Origin of the sequence: Pseudomonas sp. S07E 245, from assembly GCF_019599025.1 — a bacterium.
Lineage (GTDB): Bacteria > Pseudomonadota > Gammaproteobacteria > Pseudomonadales > Pseudomonadaceae > Aquipseudomonas > Aquipseudomonas shirazensis.
Map to the genome: position 1 here is coordinate 2,497,157 of NZ_CP080625.1, position 25,393 is coordinate 2,522,549.

At 62.3% G+C, this 25,393-nt stretch carries 18 protein-coding genes; 7 read left to right on the forward strand and 11 right to left on the reverse strand.

Annotated elements, in window-relative coordinates:
- Window positions 1-165: 165 nt before the first annotated feature.
- The gene (locus tag K3F44_RS11615; RefSeq protein ID WP_101321182.1) at window positions 166-1,629 is read right to left on the reverse strand and encodes a glyceraldehyde-3-phosphate dehydrogenase; all 1,464 of its coding nucleotides are present in this window, start codon (window positions 1,627-1,629) and stop codon (window positions 166-168) included.
- A gap of 168 nt (window positions 1,630-1,797) precedes the next feature.
- Between K3F44_RS11615 and mfd the strand changes: the two genes are divergently transcribed.
- The 3 genes from mfd to K3F44_RS11630 are packed head-to-tail and all read left to right on the forward strand — an operon-like array spanning window position 1,798 to window position 9,134.
- Window positions 1,798-5,247: a transcription-repair coupling factor gene (gene mfd, locus K3F44_RS11620; protein ID WP_220634068.1), complete on the forward strand. Its 3,450-nt coding sequence runs from the start codon at window positions 1,798-1,800 to the stop codon at window positions 5,245-5,247.
- Window positions 5,248-5,257: 10 nt separating this feature from the next.
- Window positions 5,258-5,830, forward strand: a complete 573-nt coding sequence (locus K3F44_RS11625; protein ID WP_103438022.1) for a CsiV family protein — start codon at window positions 5,258-5,260, stop codon at window positions 5,828-5,830.
- Window positions 5,831-5,834: 4 nt separating this feature from the next.
- Window positions 5,835-9,134, forward strand: a complete 3,300-nt coding sequence (locus K3F44_RS11630) for a DEAD/DEAH box helicase (protein WP_220634069.1) — start codon at window positions 5,835-5,837, stop codon at window positions 9,132-9,134.
- Window positions 9,135-9,177: 43 nt separating this feature from the next.
- Here the strand turns inward: K3F44_RS11630 and nagZ are convergent, their stop codons facing one another.
- A complete protein-coding gene (gene nagZ / locus K3F44_RS11635; protein WP_220634181.1) occupies window positions 9,178-10,176 on the reverse strand; it encodes a beta-N-acetylhexosaminidase in 999 nt (332 codons plus the stop codon).
- 81 nt (window positions 10,177-10,257) lie between these two features.
- Entirely contained in the window at window positions 10,258-10,971 is a 714-nt protein-coding gene (locus tag K3F44_RS11640; RefSeq protein WP_101321193.1) for a TetR/AcrR family transcriptional regulator, read from the reverse strand.
- Between the two features lie 235 nt (window positions 10,972-11,206).
- Here K3F44_RS11640 and lexA point away from each other — a divergent pair, with 235 nt between their 5' ends.
- Both lexA and sulA read left to right on the forward strand, forming a co-directional pair.
- Window positions 11,207-11,815 carry a transcriptional repressor LexA gene (lexA, locus tag K3F44_RS11645; RefSeq protein ID WP_101321195.1) on the forward strand — a complete coding sequence of 203 codons (609 nt, stop codon included), beginning with the start codon at window positions 11,207-11,209 and terminating at the stop codon, window positions 11,813-11,815.
- A gap of 13 nt (window positions 11,816-11,828) precedes the next feature.
- Window positions 11,829-12,308: an SOS-induced cell division inhibitor SulA gene (sulA, locus tag K3F44_RS11650; RefSeq protein WP_220634070.1), complete on the forward strand. Its 480-nt coding sequence runs from the start codon at window positions 11,829-11,831 to the stop codon at window positions 12,306-12,308.
- Between the two features lie 51 nt (window positions 12,309-12,359).
- Here sulA and K3F44_RS11655 read toward each other — a convergent pair whose 3' ends face one another.
- From K3F44_RS11655 to K3F44_RS11685, 7 genes are all read right to left on the reverse strand, one after another.
- Complete coding sequence (locus tag K3F44_RS11655) at window positions 12,360-12,593, reverse strand: hypothetical protein (protein WP_101321200.1); 234 nt, start codon at window positions 12,591-12,593, stop codon at window positions 12,360-12,362.
- 50 nt (window positions 12,594-12,643) lie between these two features.
- A complete protein-coding gene (locus K3F44_RS11660; protein WP_101321202.1) occupies window positions 12,644-13,165 on the reverse strand; it encodes a DUF6586 family protein in 522 nt (173 codons plus the stop codon).
- A gap of 173 nt (window positions 13,166-13,338) precedes the next feature.
- Window positions 13,339-15,951 carry a type I DNA topoisomerase gene (gene topA, locus K3F44_RS11665; protein ID WP_150570742.1) on the reverse strand — a complete coding sequence of 871 codons (2,613 nt, stop codon included), beginning with the start codon at window positions 15,949-15,951 and terminating at the stop codon, window positions 13,339-13,341.
- A 101-nt stretch (window positions 15,952-16,052) separates the two neighbouring features.
- Entirely contained in the window at window positions 16,053-16,304 is a 252-nt protein-coding gene (locus tag K3F44_RS11670; protein ID WP_101321206.1) for a DUF1653 domain-containing protein, read from the reverse strand.
- Between the two features lie 78 nt (window positions 16,305-16,382).
- Window positions 16,383-17,558 (reverse strand): acetyl-CoA C-acyltransferase FadA, encoded by a 1,176-nt coding sequence (gene fadA / locus K3F44_RS11675; RefSeq protein ID WP_220634071.1) that lies wholly within the window; start codon window positions 17,556-17,558, stop codon window positions 16,383-16,385.
- Window positions 17,559-17,589: 31 nt separating this feature from the next.
- The gene (gene fadB / locus K3F44_RS11680; protein WP_220634072.1) at window positions 17,590-19,737 is read right to left on the reverse strand and encodes a fatty acid oxidation complex subunit alpha FadB; all 2,148 of its coding nucleotides are present in this window, start codon (window positions 19,735-19,737) and stop codon (window positions 17,590-17,592) included.
- Between the two features lie 509 nt (window positions 19,738-20,246).
- Window positions 20,247-20,684 (reverse strand): hypothetical protein, encoded by a 438-nt coding sequence (locus K3F44_RS11685; RefSeq protein ID WP_220634073.1) that lies wholly within the window; start codon window positions 20,682-20,684, stop codon window positions 20,247-20,249.
- Window positions 20,685-20,793: 109 nt separating this feature from the next.
- On the opposite strand from K3F44_RS11685, the gene K3F44_RS11690 reads away from it, so the two are divergent.
- The gene (locus tag K3F44_RS11690) at window positions 20,794-21,234 is read left to right on the forward strand and encodes a universal stress protein (RefSeq protein ID WP_101321214.1); all 441 of its coding nucleotides are present in this window, start codon (window positions 20,794-20,796) and stop codon (window positions 21,232-21,234) included.
- Window positions 21,235-21,283: 49 nt separating this feature from the next.
- Here the strand turns inward: K3F44_RS11690 and K3F44_RS11695 are convergent, their stop codons facing one another.
- Window positions 21,284-23,209: an ATP-binding cassette domain-containing protein gene (locus tag K3F44_RS11695; protein WP_101321216.1), complete on the reverse strand. Its 1,926-nt coding sequence runs from the start codon at window positions 23,207-23,209 to the stop codon at window positions 21,284-21,286.
- 216 nt (window positions 23,210-23,425) lie between these two features.
- Here K3F44_RS11695 and K3F44_RS11700 point away from each other — a divergent pair, with 216 nt between their 5' ends.
- The gene (locus K3F44_RS11700) at window positions 23,426-25,354 is read left to right on the forward strand and encodes a transglycosylase SLT domain-containing protein (RefSeq protein ID WP_150570740.1); all 1,929 of its coding nucleotides are present in this window, start codon (window positions 23,426-23,428) and stop codon (window positions 25,352-25,354) included.
- Window positions 25,355-25,393 lie beyond the last annotated feature (39 nt).

A 25,393-nucleotide genomic window follows, 5' to 3' on the forward strand; every position in this document is an offset into this window, starting at 1 on the left:
CCTGCGTGAGGCGGCCGAATGCCCATCAGTTAAGCAATGGGGCCGCTTTGCGGCCCTTCGCGGGTGAACCCGCTCCCACAGGATCGCGCCTATCTGTGGGAGCGGGTTCACCCGCGAAGGGCTGCAAAGCAGCCCCAAAATCAGCAAAACAATGCTATCGGCGGATCAGCGCGGGAAGGCTGGCGGGTTGACCCCGGCCATGTCTTCCATCACGCGCACTACCTGGCAGCTGTAACCGAATTCGTTGTCGTACCAGACGTACAGGACAACACGGTTTTCGTTGCAGATGGTCGCTTCAGCATCAACCACACCGGCGTGGCGCGAGCCAACGAAGTCGGTCGAAACCACTTCCTGCGAGTTGACGTAGTCGATCTGCTTGTGCAGCTCGGAGTGCATCGCGGTCTGGCGCAGGTACTCGTTGATCTCTTCGCGGCTGGTGCCGGTTTCGAGGTTCAGGTTGAGGATGGCCATGGACACGTTCGGCGTCGGTACGCGGATCGCGTTGCCGGTCAGCTTGCCCTTGAGCACAGGCAGCGCCTTGGCAGCGGCGGTGGCAGCACCGGTTTCGGTGATGACCATGTTCAGCGGCGCGGCGCGGCCACGACGGCTGCCCTTGTGGAAGTTGTCGATCAGGTTCTGGTCGTTGGTGAACGAGTGAACGGTTTCGACGTGGCCGTTGATGATGCCGAACTTGTCGTTGACTGCCTTGAGCACCGGCACGATGGCGTTGGTGGTGCAGGAAGCCGCGGAGATGATCTTGTCATCAGCGCTGATTTCACCGTGGTTGATGCCGTGCACGATGTTCTTCAGCGCGCCTTTGCCAGGTGCGGTGAGGATCACGCGGGCAGCGCCTGGGCATGCCAGGTGCTGGCCGAGGCCGTCGGCGTCACGCCATACACCGGTGTTGTCGACGATCAGCGCATCTTTGATGCCGTACTGGGTGTAGTCGACTTCGCTCGGGCTCTTGGCGTAGATAACCTGGATCAGGTTGCCGTTGGCGGTGATGGTGTTGTTGGCTTCGTCGATGGTGATGGTGCCATCGAAGGGGCCATGCACCGAGTCACGACGCAGCAGGCTGGCGCGCTTGACCAGGTCGTTTTCAGCACCCTTGCGGACAACGATGGCGCGCAGACGCAGGCCGTCGCCACCACCGGTTTTTTCGATCAGGATGCGTGCCAGCAGACGGCCGATACGACCGAAGCCGTACAGCACGACGTCGGTGCCCTTGCGCGCCGAAACGTTTTGCTGACCAACCACGTCGGCCAGTTCTTCGCGGACGAACTGCTCGGCGCTGCGGCCATTGCCTTCAAGCTTGAACTTGTTGGCCAGCTTGCCCAGGTCGACCGAAGCGGCGCCCAGTTTCAGCTCGCTCATCGCCTTGAGCAAAGGGAACGTCTCGTGGACAGACAGTTCGGTCTCGTCGGTCTGACGGTGACGCGCAAAGCGGTGCGCCTTGAGGATCGAGATCACCGAACGGTTGATCAGGCTACGGCCATAGATCGAGCTCACCACATTGTTGTTGCGGTAGAGCTGACCGATAAGCGGGATCATGGCTTCAGCCAAAGCTTCACGATCAATCCACTCACCAAGACACTGGTCGGGCTTCTGAGTCACGGGAACCTTCCACATGTAGGGGTAGAAAAAAGGGGCTACATTATGACGCCCCACGGCGTATCGAGCAATGAGCGCCTGTCGTTAACGCTGCACACCGCTGCCTGAGCCCTCGCGAGCCTGACAGCTGGCACCGGCGTCGGTACAATCGACCTCTTTGCCGCAACGCTTGGAGTGCATTCTCCCGTGTCAGTTCTGCGCTTACCGCAATTGTCGGCCCAGGCCGGCAAACAAACCTGGGGCAACTTGCCCGGTGCCGCCCTCAGCCTGGCCATCGCCGAGGCCGCCAGTGGCGCCCGGCGCTTTACCCTGCTGCTGACCGCCGACAGCCAGGCCGCCGACCGTCTCGAGCAGGAGCTGCGCTTCTTTGCCCCGGACCTGCCGGTGCTGCCGTTCCCCGACTGGGAAACCCTGCCATACGATCTGTTCTCGCCGCATCAGGACATCATCTCGCAGCGTATCGCCAGCCTGTACCGGCTGCCGGAGCTGGACCACGGCATTCTTGTGGTGCCGATCACCACCGCCCTGCACCGCCTGGCGCCAACGCGCTTTCTGCTCGGCAGCAGCCTGGTCCTCGACGTCGGCCAGACCATCGATGTCGAGCAGATGCGCAGCCGCCTCGAAGCCAGCGGCTATCGCTGCGTCGACACGGTCTACGAGCATGGCGAATTTGCCGTGCGCGGCGCGCTGATCGACCTGTTCCCGATGGGCAGCAAGCTGCCGTTTCGGATCGACCTGTTCGACAACGAAATCGAGACCTTGCGCACCTTCGATCCAGAGACCCAGCGCTCGATCGACAAGGTCGAATCGGTACGCCTGCTGCCGGCACGCGAATTTCCGATGCAGAAGGAAGAAGTTACCCGCTTCAAGGCACGTTTCCGCGAGCGCTTCGACGTGGATTTTCGCCGCAGCGCGATCTTCCAGGACCTCGCCAGCGGGATCATCCCGGCCGGCATCGAGTACTACCTGCCGCTGTTCTTCGAAGAAACCGCGACACTGTTCGACTACCTTCCGGCTGACACCCAGGTGTTCTCGATGCCCGGCGTCGAGCAGGCTGCCGAGCATTTCTGGAACGACGTGCGCGGGCGCTATGAAGACCGCCGCGGCGACCTGACCCGACCACTGCTGCCGCCGGCTGAACTATTCATGCCGGTGGAAGACTGCTTTGCCCGCCTCAAGCAGTGGCCGCGCGTGGTGGTCAGCAGTGACGACCTCGAACCCGGCGCTGGCCGGCAGAGCTTCCCGGCGCGCGAGCTGCCCAACCTGGCCATCGAAGCCAAGGCCAATCAACCCCTGGCAGCATTGTCGGCATTTCTTGAGCAGTTCCCGGGCCGGGTGCTGTTCACTGCAGAATCTGCCGGCCGCCGCGAAGTGCTGCTGGAGCTGCTCGAACGGCTCAAGCTGCGCCCGCAGACCGTTGACGGCTGGACCGATTTCATTACCGGCAAAGAGCGCCTGGCGATCACCATCGCACCGCTCGACTACGGCCTGTTGCTGGACGACCCGGCACTGGCGTTGATCGCCGAAAGCCCGTTGTTCGGCCAGCGCGTGATGCAGCGCCGACGCCGCGAAAAGCGCGGCGAGACGGCCAACGATGCGGTGATCAAAAACCTCACCGAGCTGCGCGAAGGCGCACCGGTGGTGCATATCGATCACGGGGTCGGCCGCTATCTGGGCCTGGCCACACTGGAAATCGACGGCCAGGCCGCCGAATTCCTCACCCTTGAGTACGCCGAGAACGCCAAGCTGTACGTGCCGGTCGCCAACCTGCACCTGATCGCCCGCTACACCGGCAGCGATGACGCCCTGGCGCCGCTGCACCGGCTCGGCTCGGAAACCTGGCAGAAGGCCAAGCGCAAGGCTGCCGAGCAGGTCCGCGACGTGGCCGCCGAACTGCTCGACATCTATGCCCGTCGCGCCGCACGCAAGGGCTATGCCTTTGCCGATCCTGCAGCCGATTACGCCACCTTCAGCGCCGGCTTCCCGTTCGAGGAAACACCCGATCAGCAGAACGCCATCGACGCGGTGCGCGAGGACATGCTCGCTGCCAAGCCGATGGACCGTCTGGTCTGCGGCGACGTCGGCTTTGGCAAGACTGAAGTGGCCATGCGCGCCGCATTCATCGCAGTGCACAGCGGCCGCCAGGTGGCCGTGCTGGTACCGACCACCCTGCTCGCCCAGCAGCACTACAACAGCTTCCGCGACCGCTTTGCCGACTGGCCGGTAACCGTCGAGGTGATGAGCCGCTTCAAGTCGGCCAAGGACATCGCCACTGCTGCTGCCGATCTGGCCGAGGGCAAGATCGACATCCTGATCGGCACGCACAAGCTGCTGCAGGATGACGTGCGCTTCAAAGACCTCGGTCTGGTAGTGATCGACGAAGAGCACCGCTTTGGCGTGCGGCAAAAAGAGCAGCTCAAGGCCCTGCGCAGCGAAGTCGACATCCTCACCCTGACCGCCACGCCGATCCCGCGCACCCTGAACATGGCCGTGGCCGGCATGCGCGACCTGTCGATCATCGCCACCCCGCCGGCGCGCCGGTTGTCGGTGCGCACCTTCGTCATGGAGCAGAACAACAGCACGGTGAAGGAAGCTCTACTGCGCGAACTGCTGCGTGGCGGCCAGGTGTATTACCTGCACAACGACGTCAAGACCATCGAGAAGTGCGCCGCCGACCTCGCCGAACTGGTACCTGAAGCGCGCATCGGCATCGGCCACGGGCAGATGCGCGAACGCGAGCTGGAACAGGTCATGAGCGACTTTTACCACAAGCGCTTCAACGTGCTGATCGCCTCGACCATCATCGAAACCGGTATCGACGTGCCCAGCGCCAACACCATCGTCATCGAGCGCGCCGACAAATTCGGCCTGGCCCAGCTGCACCAGCTGCGCGGCCGGGTTGGCCGTAGCCACCACCAGGCCTATGCCTACCTGCTCACCCCTGCCCGGCAGAAGGTCAGCAGCGACGCCGAAAAACGCCTGGAGGCGATTGCCAACACTCAGGACCTCGGTGCCGGCTTCGTGCTGGCCACCAACGACCTGGAAATCCGCGGCGCCGGCGAGTTGCTTGGCGATGGCCAGAGCGGTCAGATCCAGGCAGTCGGTTTCACCCTGTACATGGAAATGCTCGAACGCGCAGTCAAGGCGATCCGCAAGGGCAATCAGCCAAACCTGGAACAACCACTGGGTGGCGGCCCGGAAATCAACCTGCGCCTGCCGGCATTGATCCCGGAAGACTACCTGCCCGATGTGCATGCGCGGCTGATCCTGTACAAGCGCATCGCTTCGGCGGCCGACGAAGAAGGCCTCAAGGACCTGCAGGTCGAGATGATCGACCGTTTCGGCCTGTTGCCGGAGCCGACCAAGAACCTGATCCGCATCACCCTGCTCAAGCTGCAGGCAGAAAAACTCGGCATCAAGAAAGTCGACGGCGGCCCCAACGGCGGCAAGATCGAATTCGAAGCCGAGACCCCGGTCGACCCGCTGACCCTGATCAAGCTGATCCAGGGCCAGCCCAAACGCTACAAGTTCGAAGGCGCTACCCAGTTCCGCTTCCTGGTGCCGATGGAACGCCCGGAAGAACGCTTCAATACCGTGGAGGCGCTGTTCGAGCGCCTCACCCCACAGCCTGCTTGAAGGAAGTTACATGCGTGCCATTCGTTGCCTGACCTTGCTGTTGACGCTGTGTGCGCCGACGGCGTTTGCTGATGGCTTGTATCAGGTGGAAATGCTACTGGTGCGGCAAAACGATGTGCCGGCGGTGACCAGCCAGTTCGCCCCGGAAGACTGGCGCGCCGGCGCGCCGCGCTTGAGCAAGGAAGCCGAACGGCCACCGGTGCTGACCGACGAAGCGACCCGCCTCGAGGCCACGCCGAGCTACACCGTGCTGCTGCACAAGGCCTGGCAGCAACAGCTCGGCAGCGAGCCCAGCAGCATTGCTCTGGGCGCTGGCGAGGAGCAGTTCGGTCACTTCCCGATCGAGGGCAACCTGAGCCTGGCCGACGGCCGCTTCATCGCCGTGCAGGCGAGCTTCTGGGTCAACCAGCTCGATGGCAACGGTAACGTGCTGCGCAGCGAGCACTTCCAGCAGAGCAATCGCAACATGAAAAGCGGCCAGCTGACCTTCCTCGACGGTGGCCACCTGGCACTTCTGCTCAAGGTCGCACCTGTCGGCGCGCGCAAACTGCCGGAGATGACTCCGGAGATGATGGAGCAGTGACACCGTGACTTCCGACGCAGTCGCCTTGGTGCGCAGCAACATCAGCTGGAAACGCGCCTTCTCCGCTGCGGTTTTGCAACGCGGCCAGCGCTACGCCGAAGAAGACCGGGTACAGATCCTCGACCATGACGACACGCGGATTGAAGCCACCTGTCGCGGTAGCGGCAGCGGCATCTATACCCAGCGCATTTTCATCACTGCGGCAGCTGGCCAGTGCCATGTGCGCGGCCACTGTTCGTGCCCGGTCAGAGAGAACTGCAAGCACTGTGCTGCGGTGCTGTTCGCCCTGCTCGACAGCAGCGCGCCGGCTGAAAGCGACGCCCTGCCCCATCATCTACAGCACTGGCTGCAAGGGATGCAGCAACCGGCCACCGTCAGCCTCGGCGCAGATGACAAACGCGGGCGGATGGTCTGCTATCAGCTGGTGCTCCATGAAGACCGCAGCTGCAGCCTGCGCGTGCGCAAAGGCACCGACGATGAGCGTGGCCTGCGCTTCAGCCGGGTGCAGTCGCTGTATGACTTTTTGTATGACACGCCGCGCTTCGTCACAGCTGAAGACCTGCGCATCCTGCGCCAGTTGAATGGACAGAACATCCCTTACGGCCAGGACCGCGGCTACGCACTCAAAGGCCAGGAAGGCGGCGAATTGCTGCAGCGCGCACTGGACACCGGCCGCGTCCTGTACAGCGACGACCGACCACTGCTGCGCCAGGGCCCGGAGCGCGAGGCCGAGTTCCGCTGGGTGCGCCAGAGCGACGCCACCTATTGCGGCAGCTGGTTCAGCGGCGAGGAGAAGCTGTTCGTGCTGGCACTGGCGCCGCTGTTCTGGCTGGATGTACGCGCCGGTGAAATTGGCCGTGTCAGCCACTCACTCGACCCGCATATTGCCCTGCAACTGTCACTGGCACCACCGGTACCCGAGCATCTGGTAGTGCCGCTGAGTCACAAGCTCAACGCCCTCAACCATCAAGTGCCGACCCCGACCCAGGTCAAGCAGCAGTTGCTCGAAGATATCCAGCCGACCCCGCGCCTGACCCTGGGCAGCCTCGAGTTCAGCGCTTACACGCCCAAGACCGGGCGCATGCAGCGGCAGATGCAACACCGCGCCGCGCTGGCGTTCGACTACGACGGCGTGCTGGCAATCGGTAACGACGATAAGCCCCTGACCCGCCTGGTTGGCGCCACCAGCCAGCGCATCCGCCGTCAGCCACAGGCCGAGCAAGCCATGCGCAAGACCCTGCGCGAGCTGGGCTTCAAGCTGGCCACCCGGCAAAGCAAAGCGTTGCCCGACAGTGCCGGCGACATGCATCAGCTTGCCGACGACGAAGCGTGGCTGACATTTGCCCGCGACGGCTTGCCGCGCCTGCGTGAGGCCGGCTGGCACATCGATGTGCACCGCGACTTTGCCTTCAACTTGCAGGAGGTCGAAGACTGGTACGCCAGCGTCGACGAAGCGCCTGGCCACGAATGGTTCGACCTTGAGCTGGGCATCGTTGTCGATGGCCAGCGTCACAGCCTGCTGCCGATCGTGCTGCAACTGCTGCGCAGCAATCCGGAAATGCTGCGCCCCAGCGAACTGGCCCGGCGCGGTGACGATGAGCACTTGCTGCTGGACCTCAACCGCGGCCGCCTCGATAGCCCGCCGCTGCGCGTTGCCCTGCCCTATGGCCGGATCAAGGCCGTGATGGCGACCCTCGGCGAGCTGTACCTGCATGAACATGCAGGCGGCCCGGCGCTGCGCCTGGACCGCGCCGATGCCGCGCGCCTGAGCGACATGGAACACATGCCGCTGCTGTGGGAAGGCGGCGAGCACGTGCGCGGCCTCGGCCGGCGCCTGCGCGATGCACGGGATATCCAGGTCGAGCCGCCGCTCGCGCTCAACGCCACCCTACGCCCGTACCAGCAACAGGGCTTGAACTGGCTGCAGGCGTTGCGCGAGATCGGCACGGGCGGGATTCTGGGCGACGACATGGGCCTGGGCAAGACTCTGCAGACCCTCGCCCATCTGCTGCTGGAGAAACAACATGGCCGCCTGCTGCAGCCAGCCTTGGCGGTGATGCCGACCAGCTTGATCCCCAACTGGATCGACGAAGCTCAGCGCTTTGCCCCCGACCTGCGCGTGCTGGCCCTGCATGGGCCGGCGCGCAGCAAGCACTTCGCCAGCCTTGACCAATACGACCTAGTCCTGACCACCTACGCGCTGGTGCCGCGCGATATAGAGCAGCTGCGCGGGCAGCACTGGCACACGCTGGTGCTGGATGAAGCGCAGAACATCAAGACCAGCACCAGCAAGGCCGCCGTCGCCGTCGGCGAGCTGCAGGCAGGCCAGCGCCTGTGCCTGACAGGTACGCCGATGGAAAACAACCTCGGCGAGCTCTGGTCGCTGTTTCACTTCCTCATGCCCGGCTGGCTGGGCGACAGCAAACGCTTCAATCAGGAATACCGCACCCCCATCGAGCGCCACGGCGATCAGGACCGCCTGGCCCACCTGGCTGGGCGCATTCGCCCGTTCCTGCTGCGTCGTACCAAAGAGCAGGTGGCCAAGGAGCTGCCAGCCAAGACCGAGATGGTGCACTGGGTCGAGCTCAGCGACGCCCAGCGCGACACCTACGAGGCGGTGCGGGTGGCGATGGACAAGAAGGTCCGCGACGAACTTGCCCGTAACGGCGCAGCACGCAGCCAGATCGTGATTCTCGATGCCCTGCTGAAGCTGCGCCAGGTGTGCTGCGACCTGCGCCTGGTCAAGAGTGTCGAGAGCAAGGGTAATCAAGCCGACAAGGGCAAGCTGGGCAGCCTGCTGCAGATGCTCGAAGAGTTACTCAGCGAAGGCCGCCGGGTCCTGTTGTTTTCCCAGTTCACCTCGATGCTGGCGCTGATCGAGCAGGAGCTGATCAAGCGTGATATCCGCTACAGCCTGCTGACCGGCGACACTCGCGATCGGCGCGCACCGGTGCAGCAGTTCCAGCAGGGTGACAGCGAAGTGTTTCTGATCAGCCTCAAGGCCGGCGGCACCGGGCTCAACCTGACCGCCGCGGATACGGTGATCCACTATGACCCATGGTGGAACCCGGCAAGCGAAAACCAGGCGACCGACCGTGCCTACCGGATCGGCCAGGACAAACCAGTGTTCGTCTACAAGCTGATCACTCGCGGTACCGTCGAAGAGAAGATTCAGTTGCTGCAGCAAGAGAAGGCAGCACTCGCCGCCGACCTGCTCGATGGCAGCCATAGCGGCCAGTGGCGTCTGGGTGATGAAGAGATTGAAGCGCTGTTCGCGCCGCTGCCGGGCAAGCGCAGCCGTTAGGTGAGCCGGGCTGACCTGTCACCTAGGTCAGCTCGGCATTTGTTCAGTCGATCAACTGTGCTTCTTTCAAAGCGCCAAGCGCCTCCAGCCAGCGTGGCTGCTGGCGATACTCGGTGCTGGCAAAACCTTGCCCGCGCATGCCGGCAACCCGTGGCGAAGGCTTGACCTTGAGCCGCTGCGCTGCACTCAAAGCCAGCTCTGCCGCGGCCCGGTCATTACACACCAGGCCCATGTCACAGCCGGCGCTCAAGGCCGCTTCGATCCGGTTGGCGGCATCGCCGACCACATGCGCACCGGCCATCGACAGGTCGTCACTGAAGATAACCCCGGTAAAGCCCAGCTCGCCACGCAGAATGTCCTGCAACCAGCGGCGCGAGAAGCCAGCAGGCTGATTGTCGATCTGCGGGTAGATCACATGCGCGGGCATGACCGCAGCCAACTGACCGCGCAGGCGGGTGAACGGCACCAGGTCAGCCTGGCGCAACTGCTCGAGGCTGCGCTCGTCGGTGGGGATGGCCACGTGCGAGTCGGCCTCGGCCCAACCATGTCCCGGGAAGTGTTTGCCGCACGCAGCCATGCCGGCTGAGTTCATGCCGCGGATGAACGCGCCGGCCAGTTGCGTGGCCCGCTCCGGATCGCCTTCGAAGGCGCGGCTGCCAACCACTGCGCTGCGCTGATGATCAAGGTCGAGCACCGGCGCAAAGCTCAGGTCCAGACCGACCGCCAGCACTTCAGTGGCCATCAACCAGCCACATTGCTCGGCCAGGTACTCGGCATTGCGGTTGTCGGCTATAGCGCGCATAGCCGGCAGGCGCACAAAGCCCTGACGCAAGCGCTGCACGCGCCCGCCCTCCTGATCGACAGCCAGAATCAGGTCAGGCCGGATCGCCCGGATCGACGCACACAACTCACGCACCTGGCGCGGGCTGTCGATATTGCGGGCGAAGATGATCAGGCCAGCTACTTCAGGCTGGCGCAGCAACTGCCGGTCCTCGGCAGTCAGCCAGGTACCGGCGATGTCGATCATCAGGGAGCCTTGCAGGCTGGCAGTCATGAAAAGTCCTTCAGGGAATGTCGTGCAGTGAATTATCTGCGAAGCCTGTGCCCGCGCGCCAGTGCCGGCTCAGGCTTTGGCCGGCGTGCCAGCAGGGCTGGTCTTGCTGCGCGGGCGCAGTTGCGCGGCAGCCATGGCCTGGTCGGTGACGCCGCTGTCGGCACGCATACCGGCTGCGAGGAACGGCACCATCAGGCGCATGACCTGCTCGATCGAGGTGTTGATACCAAAGTCGGTTTCGGCGATAGCGCGCAAGGCCTTGATCCCGGACATGCTGAACGCCGCCGCGCCAAGCATGAAGTGCACCCGCCAGAACAACTCGATCGGCGGGATACGCGGCGCGGCATCATTGACCAGCAGCATGTAGCGGCGGAACACCTTGCCGTACATGTCTTCAAGGTAGCGGCGCAGGTGGCCCTGGCTCTGGCTGAACGCCAGGCCGAGCAGGCGCATGAAGATCGACAGGTCATTATTGCTGCGCGGCTGCACCACCAGCGCTTGCTCAACGAGCATCTCCAGCAGCTCTTCAAGGCTCGGCTTGAGTTCCGGGCGGCCCTGGCGGCGCTCGAGTTCACGCTCAAGGCTTGCGCAGAACGGCCCGAGGAAGCGCGAGAAGACCGCCTGGATCAGCGCCTTTTTCGAGCCGAAGTGGTAGTTCACCGCTGCGAGGTTGACGCCAGCCTTGCTGGTGATCAGGCGCAACGAGGTTTCCGCGAACCCCCTTTCCGCGAATAGCTGCTCGGCAGCATCGAGAATGCGTTCAACGGTTTCCGATTGGGCCATGACTACTCGCTACTCCGGGGTGGGGGCCTGACAAACAGTTGTTTGAAACATACGTTTCAGGCTTCTATCTGTCAAGGTTGGCTGACTCACCGGTCGCCATTAAAACACAGCCTCGCGTACAGAGCTGCAGGCCACGCCGTGCGTCAGCCCGAGCATCTTCTGCGGCAAGATGCTTGCAGCCAGCCTTCTACTGTATATAATCCCAGTCACTGTATAAAAAGACAGAGCGATCGCCATGTTGAAACTGACGCCACGCCAAGCCGAAATCCTGGCTTTCATCAAACGCTGCCTCGACGACAACGGCTATCCGCCGACCCGCGCGGAGATCGCCCAGGAGCTGGGCTTCAAGTCGCCCAACGCCGCTGAAGAACACCTCAAGGCCCTGGCGCGCAAAGGCGCAATCGAGATGACTCCGGGCGCGTCCCGCGGCATCCGCATCCCTGGCCACGAAGCCAAGGCCGAAGAGAGCGGTTTGCCGATCATTGGCCGCGTCGCTGCCGGTGCGCCGATCCTGGCTGAACAGCATATCGAGCAGTCGTGCAACATCAACCCGACCTTCTTTCACCCGCCCGCTGACTACTTGCTGCGCGTACACGGCATGAGCATGAAGGACGTCGGTATCTTCGACGGCGACCTGCTGGCCGTGCATACCTGCCGCGAAGCACGCAATGGCCAGATCGTGGTCGCACGCATTGGCGACGAAGTCACCGTCAAGCGCTTCAAGCGTGAAGGCAACAAGGTCTGGTTGATGGCCGAGAACCCCGAATTTGCCCCGATCGAAGTCGACCTCAAGCAACAGGACTTGGTGATCGAGGGCTTGAGCGTCGGCGTCATTCGTCGCTGATCCAGGAGGCGTCATGCAGCAAGCAATCCACATACCGCAGTCAATTCAGTTGCCATTATTCGAAGCGTTTCTGGCCGAACCGGTGCTGCCTGGCCTCAAGGCCAGCGCCCAGGCACGGCAAAAAAACAGCGACCCCGAGCGGTTCAGCGAACTGGCCCTGCGCGGTGCGCCGGGACATTGCCAAAGCCTGCTGGCGCCGGTACTGCGCGACCTGAGCGAAGAAGTGGATGCGCGCTGGCTGACGCTGATCGCCCCGCCGACCAGCCTGACCCAGGCCTGGCTGCGCGATGCCGGGCTCAACCGCGAGCGCATTCTGCTGCTGCACCCCAGCAGCAACAAAAGCGCCTTGCAGCTCACCTGCGAAGCCCTGCGCATGGGCCACAGCCATACCGTAGTCAGCTGGCTGGGTAGCCTCAATGTCACCCTGCGTCAGCAGCTGATCCGCGCCGCCACGGTCGGAAACGCACAAAGCCTGAACATCCGCCTCGGCTGATGTTCAGGCTTCGCCTGCTCTCATCGTGATCGTGCAGGGGTCTGGCACTACTCAGTGCAGAACGCGCGGCCCTTCGTCACGCTCCAACTCGCCTTCCACCAGCTTGCCAGCCATTTGCACGCCGACGCTGAGCATGGCCTTGGCCACTTCGACGTGTTGGCCCTGCAAAAACACCTTGGCGTCCTCGGAGAAATCCAGGGTTACCAATGAGCCTTCATCTTCGGCGCGACGCAGCTCGATCCGGCCATCAGGCAACTCTACAATTTCAAGAAAGGACGTCGACATAAAAGGCTGTTCTCCACGAAAGGCGAGCATTGTACCAGCCAAGTGCCTGCTCAGCACTCACTCAACGCATCACGAAAGCGCCTGGCCAGGTCTTTCAAATTGCTCCGCCACTGCTCGAGCTCTGCCCGCGAAAGCGCAGGCTGCTCGGGCTCGTCGAGGTTGATGGCCTGAATCAACGGCTGGGTGACGTCAGTTTTGGCGGTTTTTTTCGCGACAGGTGGTCGGAACAAATCTGCATAAGCGGTCAACATCTGCGCCAGCCAGGTTTGCCGATTGTCTGCCAGTTCGATCAGCTCGGCCAACTCCGGGATGGCCATGCCGGCCAGCACTTCGGCGTCCAGTAGCTGTTCAGCGCGAGCAGCGCCCGCTTGCGGCAGGCGGTAGAAGCCGGCGATTTCGTGACATAACCCAAGCAGCGCACCGTAAAGATGAAACTGCGCCGCTTCGCGCTCAGCCTGCACCAGCCCCTGGGCGTTCATGGCCTGGCTTTGCTCAGCCTTGGCCATGGACTCCAGCGCGAGGCCGGCGAAGAACAGTTTCTGGTTGGTGCGGGTATAGAGTTCCTGGGCCATGGCGGTTGGCCTCCTGAGGGCAGCGTGGCGATCAGCAAGTTTCAGCTATCGCCGGGCACTCTCGCAAGCACAAAAGCCGCAAGCGCAAAAGCAGCGCGGGGCAAGCCTGCTGCTGCGCCTCACCCTGAGGACACAACAGCGGGCTTGCCCCGCGCAGGTGCTGCGGCGCCGGATCAGCGCTTGTCTTCGACCTTCCAGGCCTTGCCGTCGTAGAACGCCTTCCAACCGGTCGGCTTGCCGTCAACTTCGGACTGCACGTACTGCTCCTTGGTCTTGCGGCTGTAGCGGATCACGGTCGGGCGACCGTCTGGATCCTTGGCAGGCGCTTCACAGAGGAAGTGGTACTTGGGATCGATCTCATCCTTGTGCGGGATGATTTCTTTCACCAGTGGCGCGCGGGTTTCGCGGTTTTTCGGGAACTGGCTGGCCGCCAGGAACAAGCCCGAGGCACCGTCACGCAGCACGTAGGTGTCATCGACCTTCTCGCACTTGAGCTCAGGCATTTCCACCTTGTCCATCTTCGGTGGCGCTGCTTCGCCGTTCTTGAGCAGCTTGCGAGTGTTTTTGCAGGCCGGGTTGGTGCAACCGAAGAACTTGCCGAAACGGCCGGTCTTGAGCTGCATTTCGCTGCCGCACTTGTCGCACTCAAGGCTCGGACCTTCGTAGCCCTTGATCCGGTAGCTGCCCTGCTCGATTTCGTAGCCAACGCAATCCGGGTTGTTACCGCAGATGTGCAGCTTGTGCTTCTCGTCCAGCAGGTAGGCATCCATCGCCGTGGCACAGATCGGGCAACGGTGCTTGCCGAGCAGCACGCGCGATTCGGACTCCCCCTCGTCGTCCGCGGCGATTTCGTCGCCGGGGACCAGGTTGACGGTCGCCTTGCAGCGCTCTTTCGGCGGCAGGGTGTAACCCGAGCAACCGAGGAACACGCCGGTAGAGGCGGTACGAATCATCATCGGCCGGCCACATTCCTTACAGGCGATGTTGGTCATGGTCGGCTGGTTGGCGCGCATGCCGTTCTCGGGAGACTCAGCGGTTTGCAGCTTCTTGCTGAAATCGCCGTAGAACTCGTCGAGTACGTTTTTCCAGTCACGCTCGCCCTGGGCGACGTCGTCGAGGTTCTCTTCCATGCCGGCGGTGAAGCCGTAGTCCATCAGGTCGGAGAAGCTCTCGGACAACCGCTCGGTAACGATGTCGCCCATCTTCTCGGAGTAGAAGCGGCGGTTGTGCAGGGTGACGTAGCCGCGGTCCTGGATGGTGGAAATGATCGCTGCATAGGTCGACGGGCGACCGATACCGCGTTTTTCCATTTCCTTGACCAGGCTGGCCTCGGTGAAGCGCGCCGGCGGTTTGGTGAAGTGCTGGCTTGGATCAAGTTTGATCAACTTGAGCACTTCGCCCTGGCCCATATCAGGCAGCACGTCATCTTCGCCTGGCTTGCTCTGCTGCGGCAGGACGCGGGTGTAACCGTCGAACTTGAGGATGCGGCCCTTGGCGCGCAGCTCGAAGTCACCGGCCTTGACCGTGACGCTGGTCGACAGGTACTGCGCGGGTGGCATCTGGCAGGCCAGGAACTGGCGCCAGATCAGCTCGTACAGGCGCTCGGCATCGCGTTCCATGCCAGTCAGCTTGCTTGGATGGGTAGCCACATCGGACGGACGAATCGCTTCGTGCGCCTCCTGTGCGCCGGCCTTGCTGCCATAGACGATCGGCGCTTCCGGCAGATACTGCTTGCCGAACTCGCGCTCGATGTAGCTGCGGGCCATTTCCACGGCATCGGCCGAGAGGTTGGTCGAGTCGGTACGCATGTAGGTGATGTAGCCGGCTTCGTACAGACGCTGGGCCATCATCATGGTCTTCTTCACGCCGTAGCCGAGGCGATTGCTCGCCGCTTGCTGCAGGGTCGAAGTGATGAACGGCGCCGACGGCTTGCTGCTGGTCGGCCGGTCTTCACGCTTGGCGACGGTGTAGCTCGACGACTTGAGCTGATCCAGGGCAGCCATGGCCTGGGCTTCGTTGAGCGGCTTGAAGGCTTCACCCTTCTCGCGCGCTACTTCAAAGCGGACCTTGGCGTCCTTGGCGGTGCCGAGGTCGGCGTGTACTTCCCAGTACTCTTCCGGGTTGAACGCACGAATCTCGCGCTCACGCTCGACCACCAGCTTGACCGCTACCGACTGCACACGGCCGGCAGACAGGCCACGGGCAATCTTCGACCACAGCAGTGGCGAGACCATATAGCCCACCACACGGTCGAGAAAGCGCCGCGCCTGCTGGGCGTTGACCCGGTTGATGTCCAGCTCACCTGGCTGCGAGAACGCCTCCTGGATGGCCTTTTTGGTGATCTCGTTGAACACCACGCGCTTGTAGCGGGTGTCATCACCACCGATGGCTTCACGCAGGTGCCAGGCGATTGCCTCCCCTTCGCGGTCCAAGTCGGTCGCGAGATAGATGGTGTCGGCATCTTTGGCCAGGCGGCGCAGCTCTTCGATGACCTTTTCCTTGCCGGGCAAGATCTCGTACTTGGCTTTCCAGCCAGCGTCCGGATCGACACCCATGCGCGAGACCAACTGGCGGCGAGCCTTTTCTTTCGGCGTCAGTACCGGTGCCTCAGCCGCAGCTGCCTTGCCACGTTTGGCCGCCGGCTCCTTACTGGCGCTGGCCGAACCGCTGGTGGGAAGGTCACGGATGTGGCCGATACTCGACTTCACCACGTACTGGTTGCCCAGGTACTTGTTGATGGTCTTGGCCTTGGCCGGGGATTCCACAATGACCAGCGATTTGCCCATGGATCGGTGTATTCCTGAATCTGAAAATTAAAAATCGCGTCAGGTGCCGCACGCGGCACCGCTATATATAGTGGCTACAGGGTCAGGTCAAGCGCGCTCGACTAACCGCTGGCCTGTTCGGACGGGCCAAAACGCCCCTCCTCGGCCGTGACCAGAGCAAAGCGCGGGACCTGCTCGCCGTCAACTTCGACCGATTCGACAAACATTGCCAAGGGTCGCACCCACAGCCCGTAATCACCATACAGGCATTGGTAGAACACCATCCACTCTTCGCTTTCAGAATGGCGGGCTGCGCCGAACACACGATACTCAGGCCCTTTGTAATGCCGGTAGACGCCTGGCTGTATGTGCATGTTGCTGACCCTCGTGATAAATCCTGTAAAAAAACAAAAACCGGGGCACATGGCCCCGGCTGCTGTCTTGCGCCGCGATCAGACGCGTTCGAAGACAGTGGTGATGCCTTGGCCCAGGCCGACACACATGGTGGCGACGCCGAGGGTACCGCCATTCTGCTTCATGACGTTGAGCAAGGTGCCGGAAATTCGCGCACCGGAGCAACCAAACGGATGACCCAGGGCAATGGCGCCGCCGTGCAGGTTAACCTTCTCATTCATCTTGTCGAGCACTTTCAAATCTTTCAGCACCGGCAGGGCCTGTGCAGCGAAGGCTTCGTTGAGCTCGATGAAGTCGATATCGGCCATGCTCAGGCCGGCACGCTTGAGCGCTTTCTGCGTCGAAGGCACCGGGCCGTAACCCATGATAGCCGGGTCGACACCGGCCACCGCCATCGAGCGAAGCACCGCCAGCGGCTGGATGCCCAGGTCCATGGCGCGCTGACCGGACATGACGATCATGCACGAAGCGCCATCGGTAATCTGCGACGAGGTACCGGCAGTGACGGTACCACCTTTGGGGTTGAACGCAGGCTTGAGCGAGGCCAGGCCTTCGAGGGTGGTTTCCGGACGAATGGTTTCATCGAAGTCAAAGACCTTGATGAAGCCATTCTCGTCATAGCCCTGCATCGGGATGATCTCATCCTTGAACTTGCCCTCGACCGTGGCCTTGTGCGCCAACTGATGCGAACGCACGGCGAAAGCATCCTGTTGTTCGCGGCTGATGCCGTGCATCTTGCCGAGCATCTCTGCAGTCAGACCCATCATCCCGGAGGCCTTGGCAGCGTGCAAGGACATGTGCGGGTTGGGATCGACACCGTGCATCATGCTGACGTGACCCATGTGTTCGACACCGCCGATGACGAATACGTCACCGTTGCCGGTCATGATCGCCTGGGCAGCTGTGTGCAGTGCGCTCATCGACGAGCCGCACAGGCGGCTGACGGTCTGCGCCGCCGAGGTGTGCGGAATCTGGGTCATCAGCGAGGCCATGCGGGCGATGTTCCAGCCCTGCTCAAGGGTCTGGTTGACGCAGCCCCAGATCACGTCCTCGACTTCTTTCGGGTCGACCTTGTCGTTGCGCTCGAGCAACTTGCTGATCAGGTGCGCCGACATGTCTTCAGCGCGGGTGTTGCGGTGCATGCCACCCTTGGAACGACCCATCGGGGTCCGACCGAAGTCGACAATCACCACGTCTCTTGGATTCAGGCTCATATCAATACTCTCGCTCTAACTCGTTGGGCGCTCAGTTGAAGAAACGCTGGCCGGTCTTGGCCATTTCGCGCAGCTTCGCGGTGGGGTGGTACAGCGGCCCCAGGTCGGCATACTGGTCAGCCAGGGCGACGAACTCGGCAACCCCGATCGAGTCGATGTAGCGCAATGCACCACCGCGGAAGGGAGGGAAGCCGATACCGTAGACCAGGCCCATGTCGGCCTCGGCTGCGGTTTCGACAATGCCGTCTTCCAGGCAGCGGACGGTTTCCAGGCACAGCGGGATCATCATCCAGTTGATGATGTCCTCGTCGCTGACTTCACGCTGCTCGAAGACAATCGGTTTGAGCACTTCGAGCACACTCTCGTCGGCAACCTTTTTCGGCTTGCCGCGCTTGTCGGTCTCGTAGGCATAGAAGCCCTTGCCGTTCTTCTGGCCCAGGCGTTTGGCTTCGTACAAGGCATCGATGGCGGTGCGGCGATCGTCCTTCATGCGGTCCGGGAAGCCTTCAGCCATGACGTCGCGACCGTGATGGCCGGTGTCGATGCCGACCACGTCCATCAGGTACGCAGGACCCATCGGCCAGCCGAATTTCTCCATGACCTTGTCGATGCGCACGAAGTCGACACCGGCGCTGACCAGGCGAGCAAAGCCGCCGAAATACGGGAACAGTACGCGGTTGACCAAGAAGCCTGGGCAGTCATTGACCACGATCGGGTTCTTGCCCATTTTCTTGGCATAGGCAACGGTGGTAGCCACGGCCACTTCGCTGGACTTCTCGCCACGGATCACTTCCACCAGCGGCATCATGTGCACCGGGTTGAAGAAGTGCATGCCGACGAAGTTCTCCGGACGCTTGAGGGCCTTGGCCAACAAGTTGATGGAGATGGTCGAGGTGTTGGAGGCGAGAATCGCGTCCTCTTTGACCTGACCTTCGACTTCGGCCAGAACGGCTTGCTTGACCTTGGGGTTCTCGACTACAGCTTCGACCACGATGTCGACATTGGCGAAGTCGCCGTAGGACAAGGTCGGGCGAATCGCATTGAGCGCCTCGGCCATTTTCGCCGGGGTCAGGCGACCCTTCTCGACACGATTGCCGAGCAGCTTGGAGGCTTCGTTCAGGCCCAGCTGGATGGCATCCTCGCGGATATCCTTCATCAGGATCGGGGTGCCTTTGACCGCCGACTGATAGGCGATACCACCGCCCATGATGCCAGCGCCGAGTACGGCAGCCTGCTTCACGTCATTGGCGATCTGGTCGTGCGCCTTGGCCTTGCGCTTGAGCTCCTGGTCATTCAGGAACAAGCCGATCAGGCTGGCAGCGACGGGCGTCTTGGCCAGTTTGGCAAAGCCTGCAGCTTCCACTTCCAGCGCTTTGTCACGACCGAAGTTGGCGGCTTTCTGGATGGTCTTGATCGCTTCGACCGGCGCCGGGTAGTTCGGCCCGGCCTGGCCGGCAACAAAACCTTTAGCGGTTTCGAAGGCCATCATCTGCTCGATGGCGTTGAGCTTGAGTTTTTCCAACTTGGGCTGGCGCTTGGACTTGTAGTCCAGTTCACCGCTGATGGCGCGCTTGATCAGGTCCAGCGCTGCAGCCTGCAGCAGCTCTGGGGTGACCACGGCATCAACGACGCCAACCTTGAGGGCGTCTTCGGCGCGGTTTTCCTTGCCCGAGGCAATCCACTCGATGGCATTGTCCGAGCCGATCAGGCGCGGCAGGCGCACGGTACCGCCAAAGCCTGGGTAGATGCCCAGTTTGACCTCCGGCAGGCCGATCTTGGCGGTGCTGGACATCACCCGGTAATCAGCTGCCAGGCACATTTCCAGGCCGCCACCCAGTGCGATGCCGTTGATCGCAGCAACAGTAGGTACGCCGAGGTCTTCGAAATCATTGAAGATGCGGTTGGCTTCCAGGTTGCCAGCGACCAGCTCGGCCTCGGGCAGCTTGAAGTTGTCGACAAACTCGGTGATGTCGGCGCCGACGATGAACACATCCTTGCCACTGCTGACGATGACGCCCTTGACCGAGGCGTCGCTCTTGATGGCGGCCACGGCCTGACGCAGATCGTCCAGGGTCAGGCGGTTGAACTTGTTGACGGACTCACCCTTGAGGTCGAACTTCAGTTCGACGATGCCGCTTTCAAGAGCCTTAACCGTGATGGCTTTACCTTCGTAAATCATCAACTGATCTCCACGATATGGAAGCTAACTGTACACGCCGGACGCTGGCTAAACCCTGTCACAACAGCGGCTTGGTCAGGCACACCCGTCAGCGCGGTAGTCGGGATTGGCATGAACGGCGCAACATACAAACGCTCAATTCATACGCCCGTTTGATTTGGGTACGCACACATTCTCCGAAAAGGTCGGCGTTGTCAAATCCTCCCTGAGGAGGTGAAAACGCGACTTTCCGGTCATTTTGTAGCGACTAGGTATCAACCTTGATGACAGTGATCGCCAGCCATTCATGCCAGCGATAAACCCTTGGCGGGCAGCAGAAGCTGCGCCAGGCACCCGGCAAAAACTGCGCAGCAGGCTGCGGCGGGCTATAGTCACTCTCGCAAGCAAAGTATCCCGGCCTGCCTGGCCTTTCTGCGGCAGCAGAACGCATCGCGGGGCACCCTGCCGATCCGCCACCTGAGCATGGGTGGCGGATCGGCAGGGGTGCCCCGCGATGTCGTTACGAAGGGTTAAGCGAGGTCTTCGAGGGTTTGCGCAATGTTCTGCAACACAGATTCATCACCGCGCTCGCCCCAGTACAGGGCAACCATTTGCGTGGTGGCTTCAATCATGTAGACATTGCCCGGCAACACCGCCAAGGCCTTGGCCAGGCGCGGATCTTCGCAGGGCTCACGCCATTTGTTCCACCACACCCCAGAGCTGACCTGCCAATACGCCCAGCAGTCATCCCGGCCCTTGCGCCGCGGCCGATGGTACTGTGGGCACGGGCTTGGAGGCTGCTGCTCGAGCCAGTGCGGCCACTGCTGCGGCGCCAGCTGCATGGCCAGGCCAATGCGCCTGCCGGCCAGGCGCAGGCTCATCTGCTCGCTCTGTTTGCGTGATGGACGCAGCCAGGCAAGTGGGCTGAGAATCAGCGCAAGGATTGACACCACCAGCCATACCGTCATATCTGTAGATCCCATAAAGCGTTGCAAATGAGCTGGTTAGCCAGGTTTCACGGTAAACCGCCACAAAGCGACCATACTTCTACTATCGCGATTGTCAGGAGCACCTCCAATGTCCTACGAACATCTTCTGGTCGCTGTCGACCTCACCGAAGAATGCGATCCGGTGATCAAGCGCGCCAAGGCAATCGCTTCGGCGAGCGGCGCCAAGGTATCGCTGGTGCATATCGTCGAACCGATGGCCATGGCCTTTGGCGGCGACGTACCGATGGACCTGTCGCAGCTGCAGCAACAGCAGTTCGACCAGGCCAAGGAACGCATGGATCGCCTGTTCAACAAGTACCCGGATATCAACCGGGGTGACTCGCACCTGGTCTACGGCCAGCCGCGCCAGGAAATCCACCAGTTGGCCAAAGATCAGAAGTGCGACCTGATCGTGGTCGGCAGCCACGGTCGCCACGGCCTGGCGCTGCTGCTAGGCTCCACCGCCAACGATGTGCTGCACGGCGCGCCGTGTGATGTGCTGGCAGTACGCCTGCTGAAGAAAGACTGAAAAATGCACTGACGCCATCGCGGGCAACCCCGCGATGGCTGATGGCCGCTTAGCCTTCCAGCTCTGCCCAGCGCTCGACCAGAACATCCAGCTCGCCCTGTAGCTTCTCGAGCTTGGCCAGCACCTCGGACGTCTCGCCGATCGGGCGCTGGTAGAAGTTCGCCGAAGCCACTTCTTCCTGAAGCTTGGCCATGGCTTTCTCGATCACGTCGATCTGCCCTGGCAACGCCTCCAGCTCACGCTGCAGCTTGTAGCTGAGCTTCTTCTTGCTCGCCTCTACCGGTGCAGCAGCAACTGGCGCGGCCACATCGGCAGCCTTTTCGACCACGGCGCTGTTGAGTTCGGACTTGCCACCCTTGCTTTCGGTGACGCCCAGCAGCTTCGGCGAGCCGCCCTGACGGATCCAGTCTTCGTAGCCGCCGACGTATTCCTGAACCTTGCCGCCGCCTTCGAACACCAGGGTGCTGGTCACCACGTTGTCGAGGAAGGCCCGGTCGTGGCTGACCATCAGCACGGTGCCCTTGTAGTTGCACAGGACTTCTTCGAGCAGCTCGAGGGTTTCCACATCGAGGTCGTTGGTCGGTTCGTCCAACACCAGCAGGTTGGCTGGCTTGCTGAACAGCTTGGCCAGCAGCAGACGCGCACGCTCACCTCCGGACAAGGCTTTGACCGGCGTCCGGGCACGCTGCGGGCTGAACAGGAAGTCGCCCAGGTAGCTCAGGACGTGACGGTTCTGGCCGTCGATTTCGATGAAGTCGCGCCCCTCGGCGAGGTTCTCGATGACAGTCTTTTCCAGGTCGAGCTGGTGGCGCATCTGGTCAAAATAGGCCACTTCCAGCTTGGTGCCGCTCTCGACCTTGCCCGACGTCGGCTGCAAGTCACCCAGCATCAGTTTGAGCAGGGTGGTCTTGCCGGTTCCGTTGGCGCCGAGCAGGCCAATCCGATCCTGACGCTGCAGGACCATGGAGAAGTCCTTGACCAGCATCGGCCCGTTCGGGTGCGAGAAGCTGACGTTCTCCAGCAGCATCACTTGCTTCCCGGATTTTTCCGCGGTGTCGATCTGGATGTTGGCCTTGCCCTGACGCTCACGGCGCTCACCACGCTCGACGCGCAGCTCCTTGAGCGCACGCACGCGGCCTTCGTTACGGGTGCGGCGGGCCTTGATGCCTTGGCGAATCCACACTTCTTCCTGGGCCAGGCGCTTGTCGAACAGCGCGTTGGCGGTCTCTTCGGCCGCCAGCGCGGCTTCCTTGTGCACCAGGAAGCTGGCGTAGTCGCCGTTCCAGTCGATCAGCCCACCGCGGTCCAGTTCAAGGATGCGGTTGGCCAGGTTTTGCAGGAAGGAACGGTCGTGGGTGATGAACAGCACCGCGCCGCCAAAGCCGCTCAAGGCTTCTTCCAGCCAGGCAATCGCACCGATGTCCAGGTGGTTGGTTGGCTCATCGAGCAGCAGCAGGTCAGGCTCGGAAACCAGCGCCTGGGCCAACAGCACACGGCGACGCCAGCCACCGGAGAGCTCGGCCAGGGTCTTGTCGGCAGGTAGCTGCAAGCGGCTCAGGGTGCTGTCGACCACTTGCTGCAAACGCCAGCCATCGCGCGCTTCGAGCTCGTGCTGGACGTGCATGAGCTTGTCCAGATCTTCGTCGTTATGGATGTTCTGGCTAAGATGGTGATACTGCGCGAGCAGCTCGCCTACGCCGTCCAGGCCAGCCGCGACCACGTCGAATACGGTCCGCTCGTCGGCCACCGGCAGTTCCTGCGGCAGCTCGCCGATTTTCAGCGCGGGTGCGCGCCAGACCGAGCCGTCATCAGGCTTTTGCTCGCCCTTGATCAGGCGCAGCATGCTCGACTTGCCGGTACCGTTGCGGCCGATGATGCACACCCGCTCACCTCGGGCGATCTGCCAGGAAACCTTGTCCAGCAGCGGCATCGCGCCGAATGCAAGGGACACATCGCTTAATTTGAGCAGGGTCATGATCATCTCCAAAAACTGGGCGCGTATTCTACCTGACTTGACCCTCGCCAGCACTAAGTCAGCGTGTGTATCAAGGCTTTGCGATATCCGGTCGCCGATAACACCCCGATACAACCGCAGTGCTTTCGCCGGTAGCCGGCAACCGGCTAAGCTAACGCCATACAACAGTGCTGGCACCGCCGTCACTTTCCCATGGTTCAACTGCCCGGACGTATCATGCGCAGCCGCCTGTTACAGATTGCTTCATGCCTGCTGCTGACTGCCGCCACCGCGAGTGCGGCACAGGCCATCGACCTTAGCCAGCAGCGTCAGTACTACGACGAAGCCAAACGCGCCCTGGCCAAGGGCGACAAAGGTCCCTACCTGCGCTACTCGCAGGCCCTCAGTGACTATCCGCTGACTCCCTATCTGGCGTACGACGAACTCACTGCTCGCCTGAAGAGCGCCAGCAACGAAGAGATCGAGGGTTTTCTGGCCCAACACGGCGACCTGCCACAAGCCAACTGGATGAAACTGCGCTGGTTGCGCTGGTTGTCCGAGCGCGGCGAGTGGGCCACCTTCGCCAAGTACTACGACCCCAAGCTCAACTTCACCGAGCTGGACTGCATCAACGGCCAGTACCAGCTCAGCACCGGCAAACGCGCCGAAGGCTTTGCCAGCGCTGCCAAGCTGTGGAACGTGGGTAAGTCGCAACCTGCTGCGTGTGACACGCTGTTTGCGATGTGGGCGGCCGAGGGTCAGCTCACCGAAGCCAGACGCTGGGAGCGAGCCAAACTGGCCGCACAGGCGCGCAACTACCCATTGGCGAACAATCTGGTCAAGACCCTGACCACCCTCGCCCCCCAGGGCCAATTGCTGATCGATGTGGCGCAGAAGCCCGAGCTGCTCAACCAGCCGTCGCGTTTCACCCCGGTCAACGAGGCAATGTCCGACGTGGTCAGCCTAGGCCTGCGCCGGCTGGCACGCCAGGACCCCGAGCGGGCCATGGCGCTGCTCGATGACTATGCCCAGCGCATGCATTTCTCGCGCGACGAAAAGGTTGCCATCGCCCGCGAGATCGGCCTGACCCTGGCTCGCCGCTACGACCCGCGCGCGCTCGACCTGATGACCCGTTACGATCCGGAGCTGCGGGACAACACCGTCAGCGAATGGCGCCTGCGCCTGCTGCTGCGCCTGGGCCGCTGGGAAGATGCCTACGAGCTGACCAAGCGCCTGCCGCAGGAGTTGGCCGCCAGCAGCCGCTGGCGCTATTGGCAGGCGCGCAGCCTGGAACTGGCACAGCCGAACAACGCGCAGATCCCGTTGCTGTACAAAGCGGTCGCGCGTGAGCGTGACTTCTATGGCTTCCTGGCCGCAGATCGGGTGCAGACGCCCTACCAGCTGAACAACAAACCGCTGGTGCTCAGCCCGCAGCTGGTCAACAAGGTGCGCAACACTCCGGGCGTGCGCCGCGCACTGGAATTCCATGCCCGCGGCCAGATCGTCGAGGGCCGCCGCGAGTGGTACCACGTCAGCCGCCACTTCAACCGCGACGAAATGGTCGCCCAGGCCCGGCTGGCCTACGACCTGCGCTGGTACTTCCCGGCGATTCGCACCATCAGCCAGGCGCAGTACTGGGACGACCTGGATATTCGCTTCCCGATGGCGCACCGCGACACCTTGGTGCGCGAAGCCAAGGTCCGCGGCCTGCACTCGAGCTGGGTGTTTGCCATCACCCGCCAGGAAAGCGCCTTCATGGAAGACGCTCGCTCGCCGGTGGGCGCCAGCGGCCTGATGCAACTGATGCCAGCCACCGCCAAGGAGACTGCACGCAAGTTCAGCATCCCGTTGGCGTCACCGGCTCAGGTACTCAACCCGGACAAGAACATCCAGCTCGGCGCCGCCTATCTGAGCCAGGTACATGGTCAATTCAACGGCAATCGGGTGCTGGCATCGGCCGCCTACAATGCCGGGCCAGGGCGCGTGAGGCAGTGGCTCAAAGGCGCCAAGCACTTGAGCTTCGATGTCTGGGTCGAGTCGATCCCGTTCGATGAAACCCGCCAGTATGTGCAGAACGTGCTGTCGTACTCGGTGATCTACGGGCAAAAGCTCAATGCACCGCAGCCGCTGGTGGACTGGCACGAGCGTTACTTCGACGACATGTAATCGAGCCACCCTAAGCTCAAGCCCGCTGCCATCGGCTGC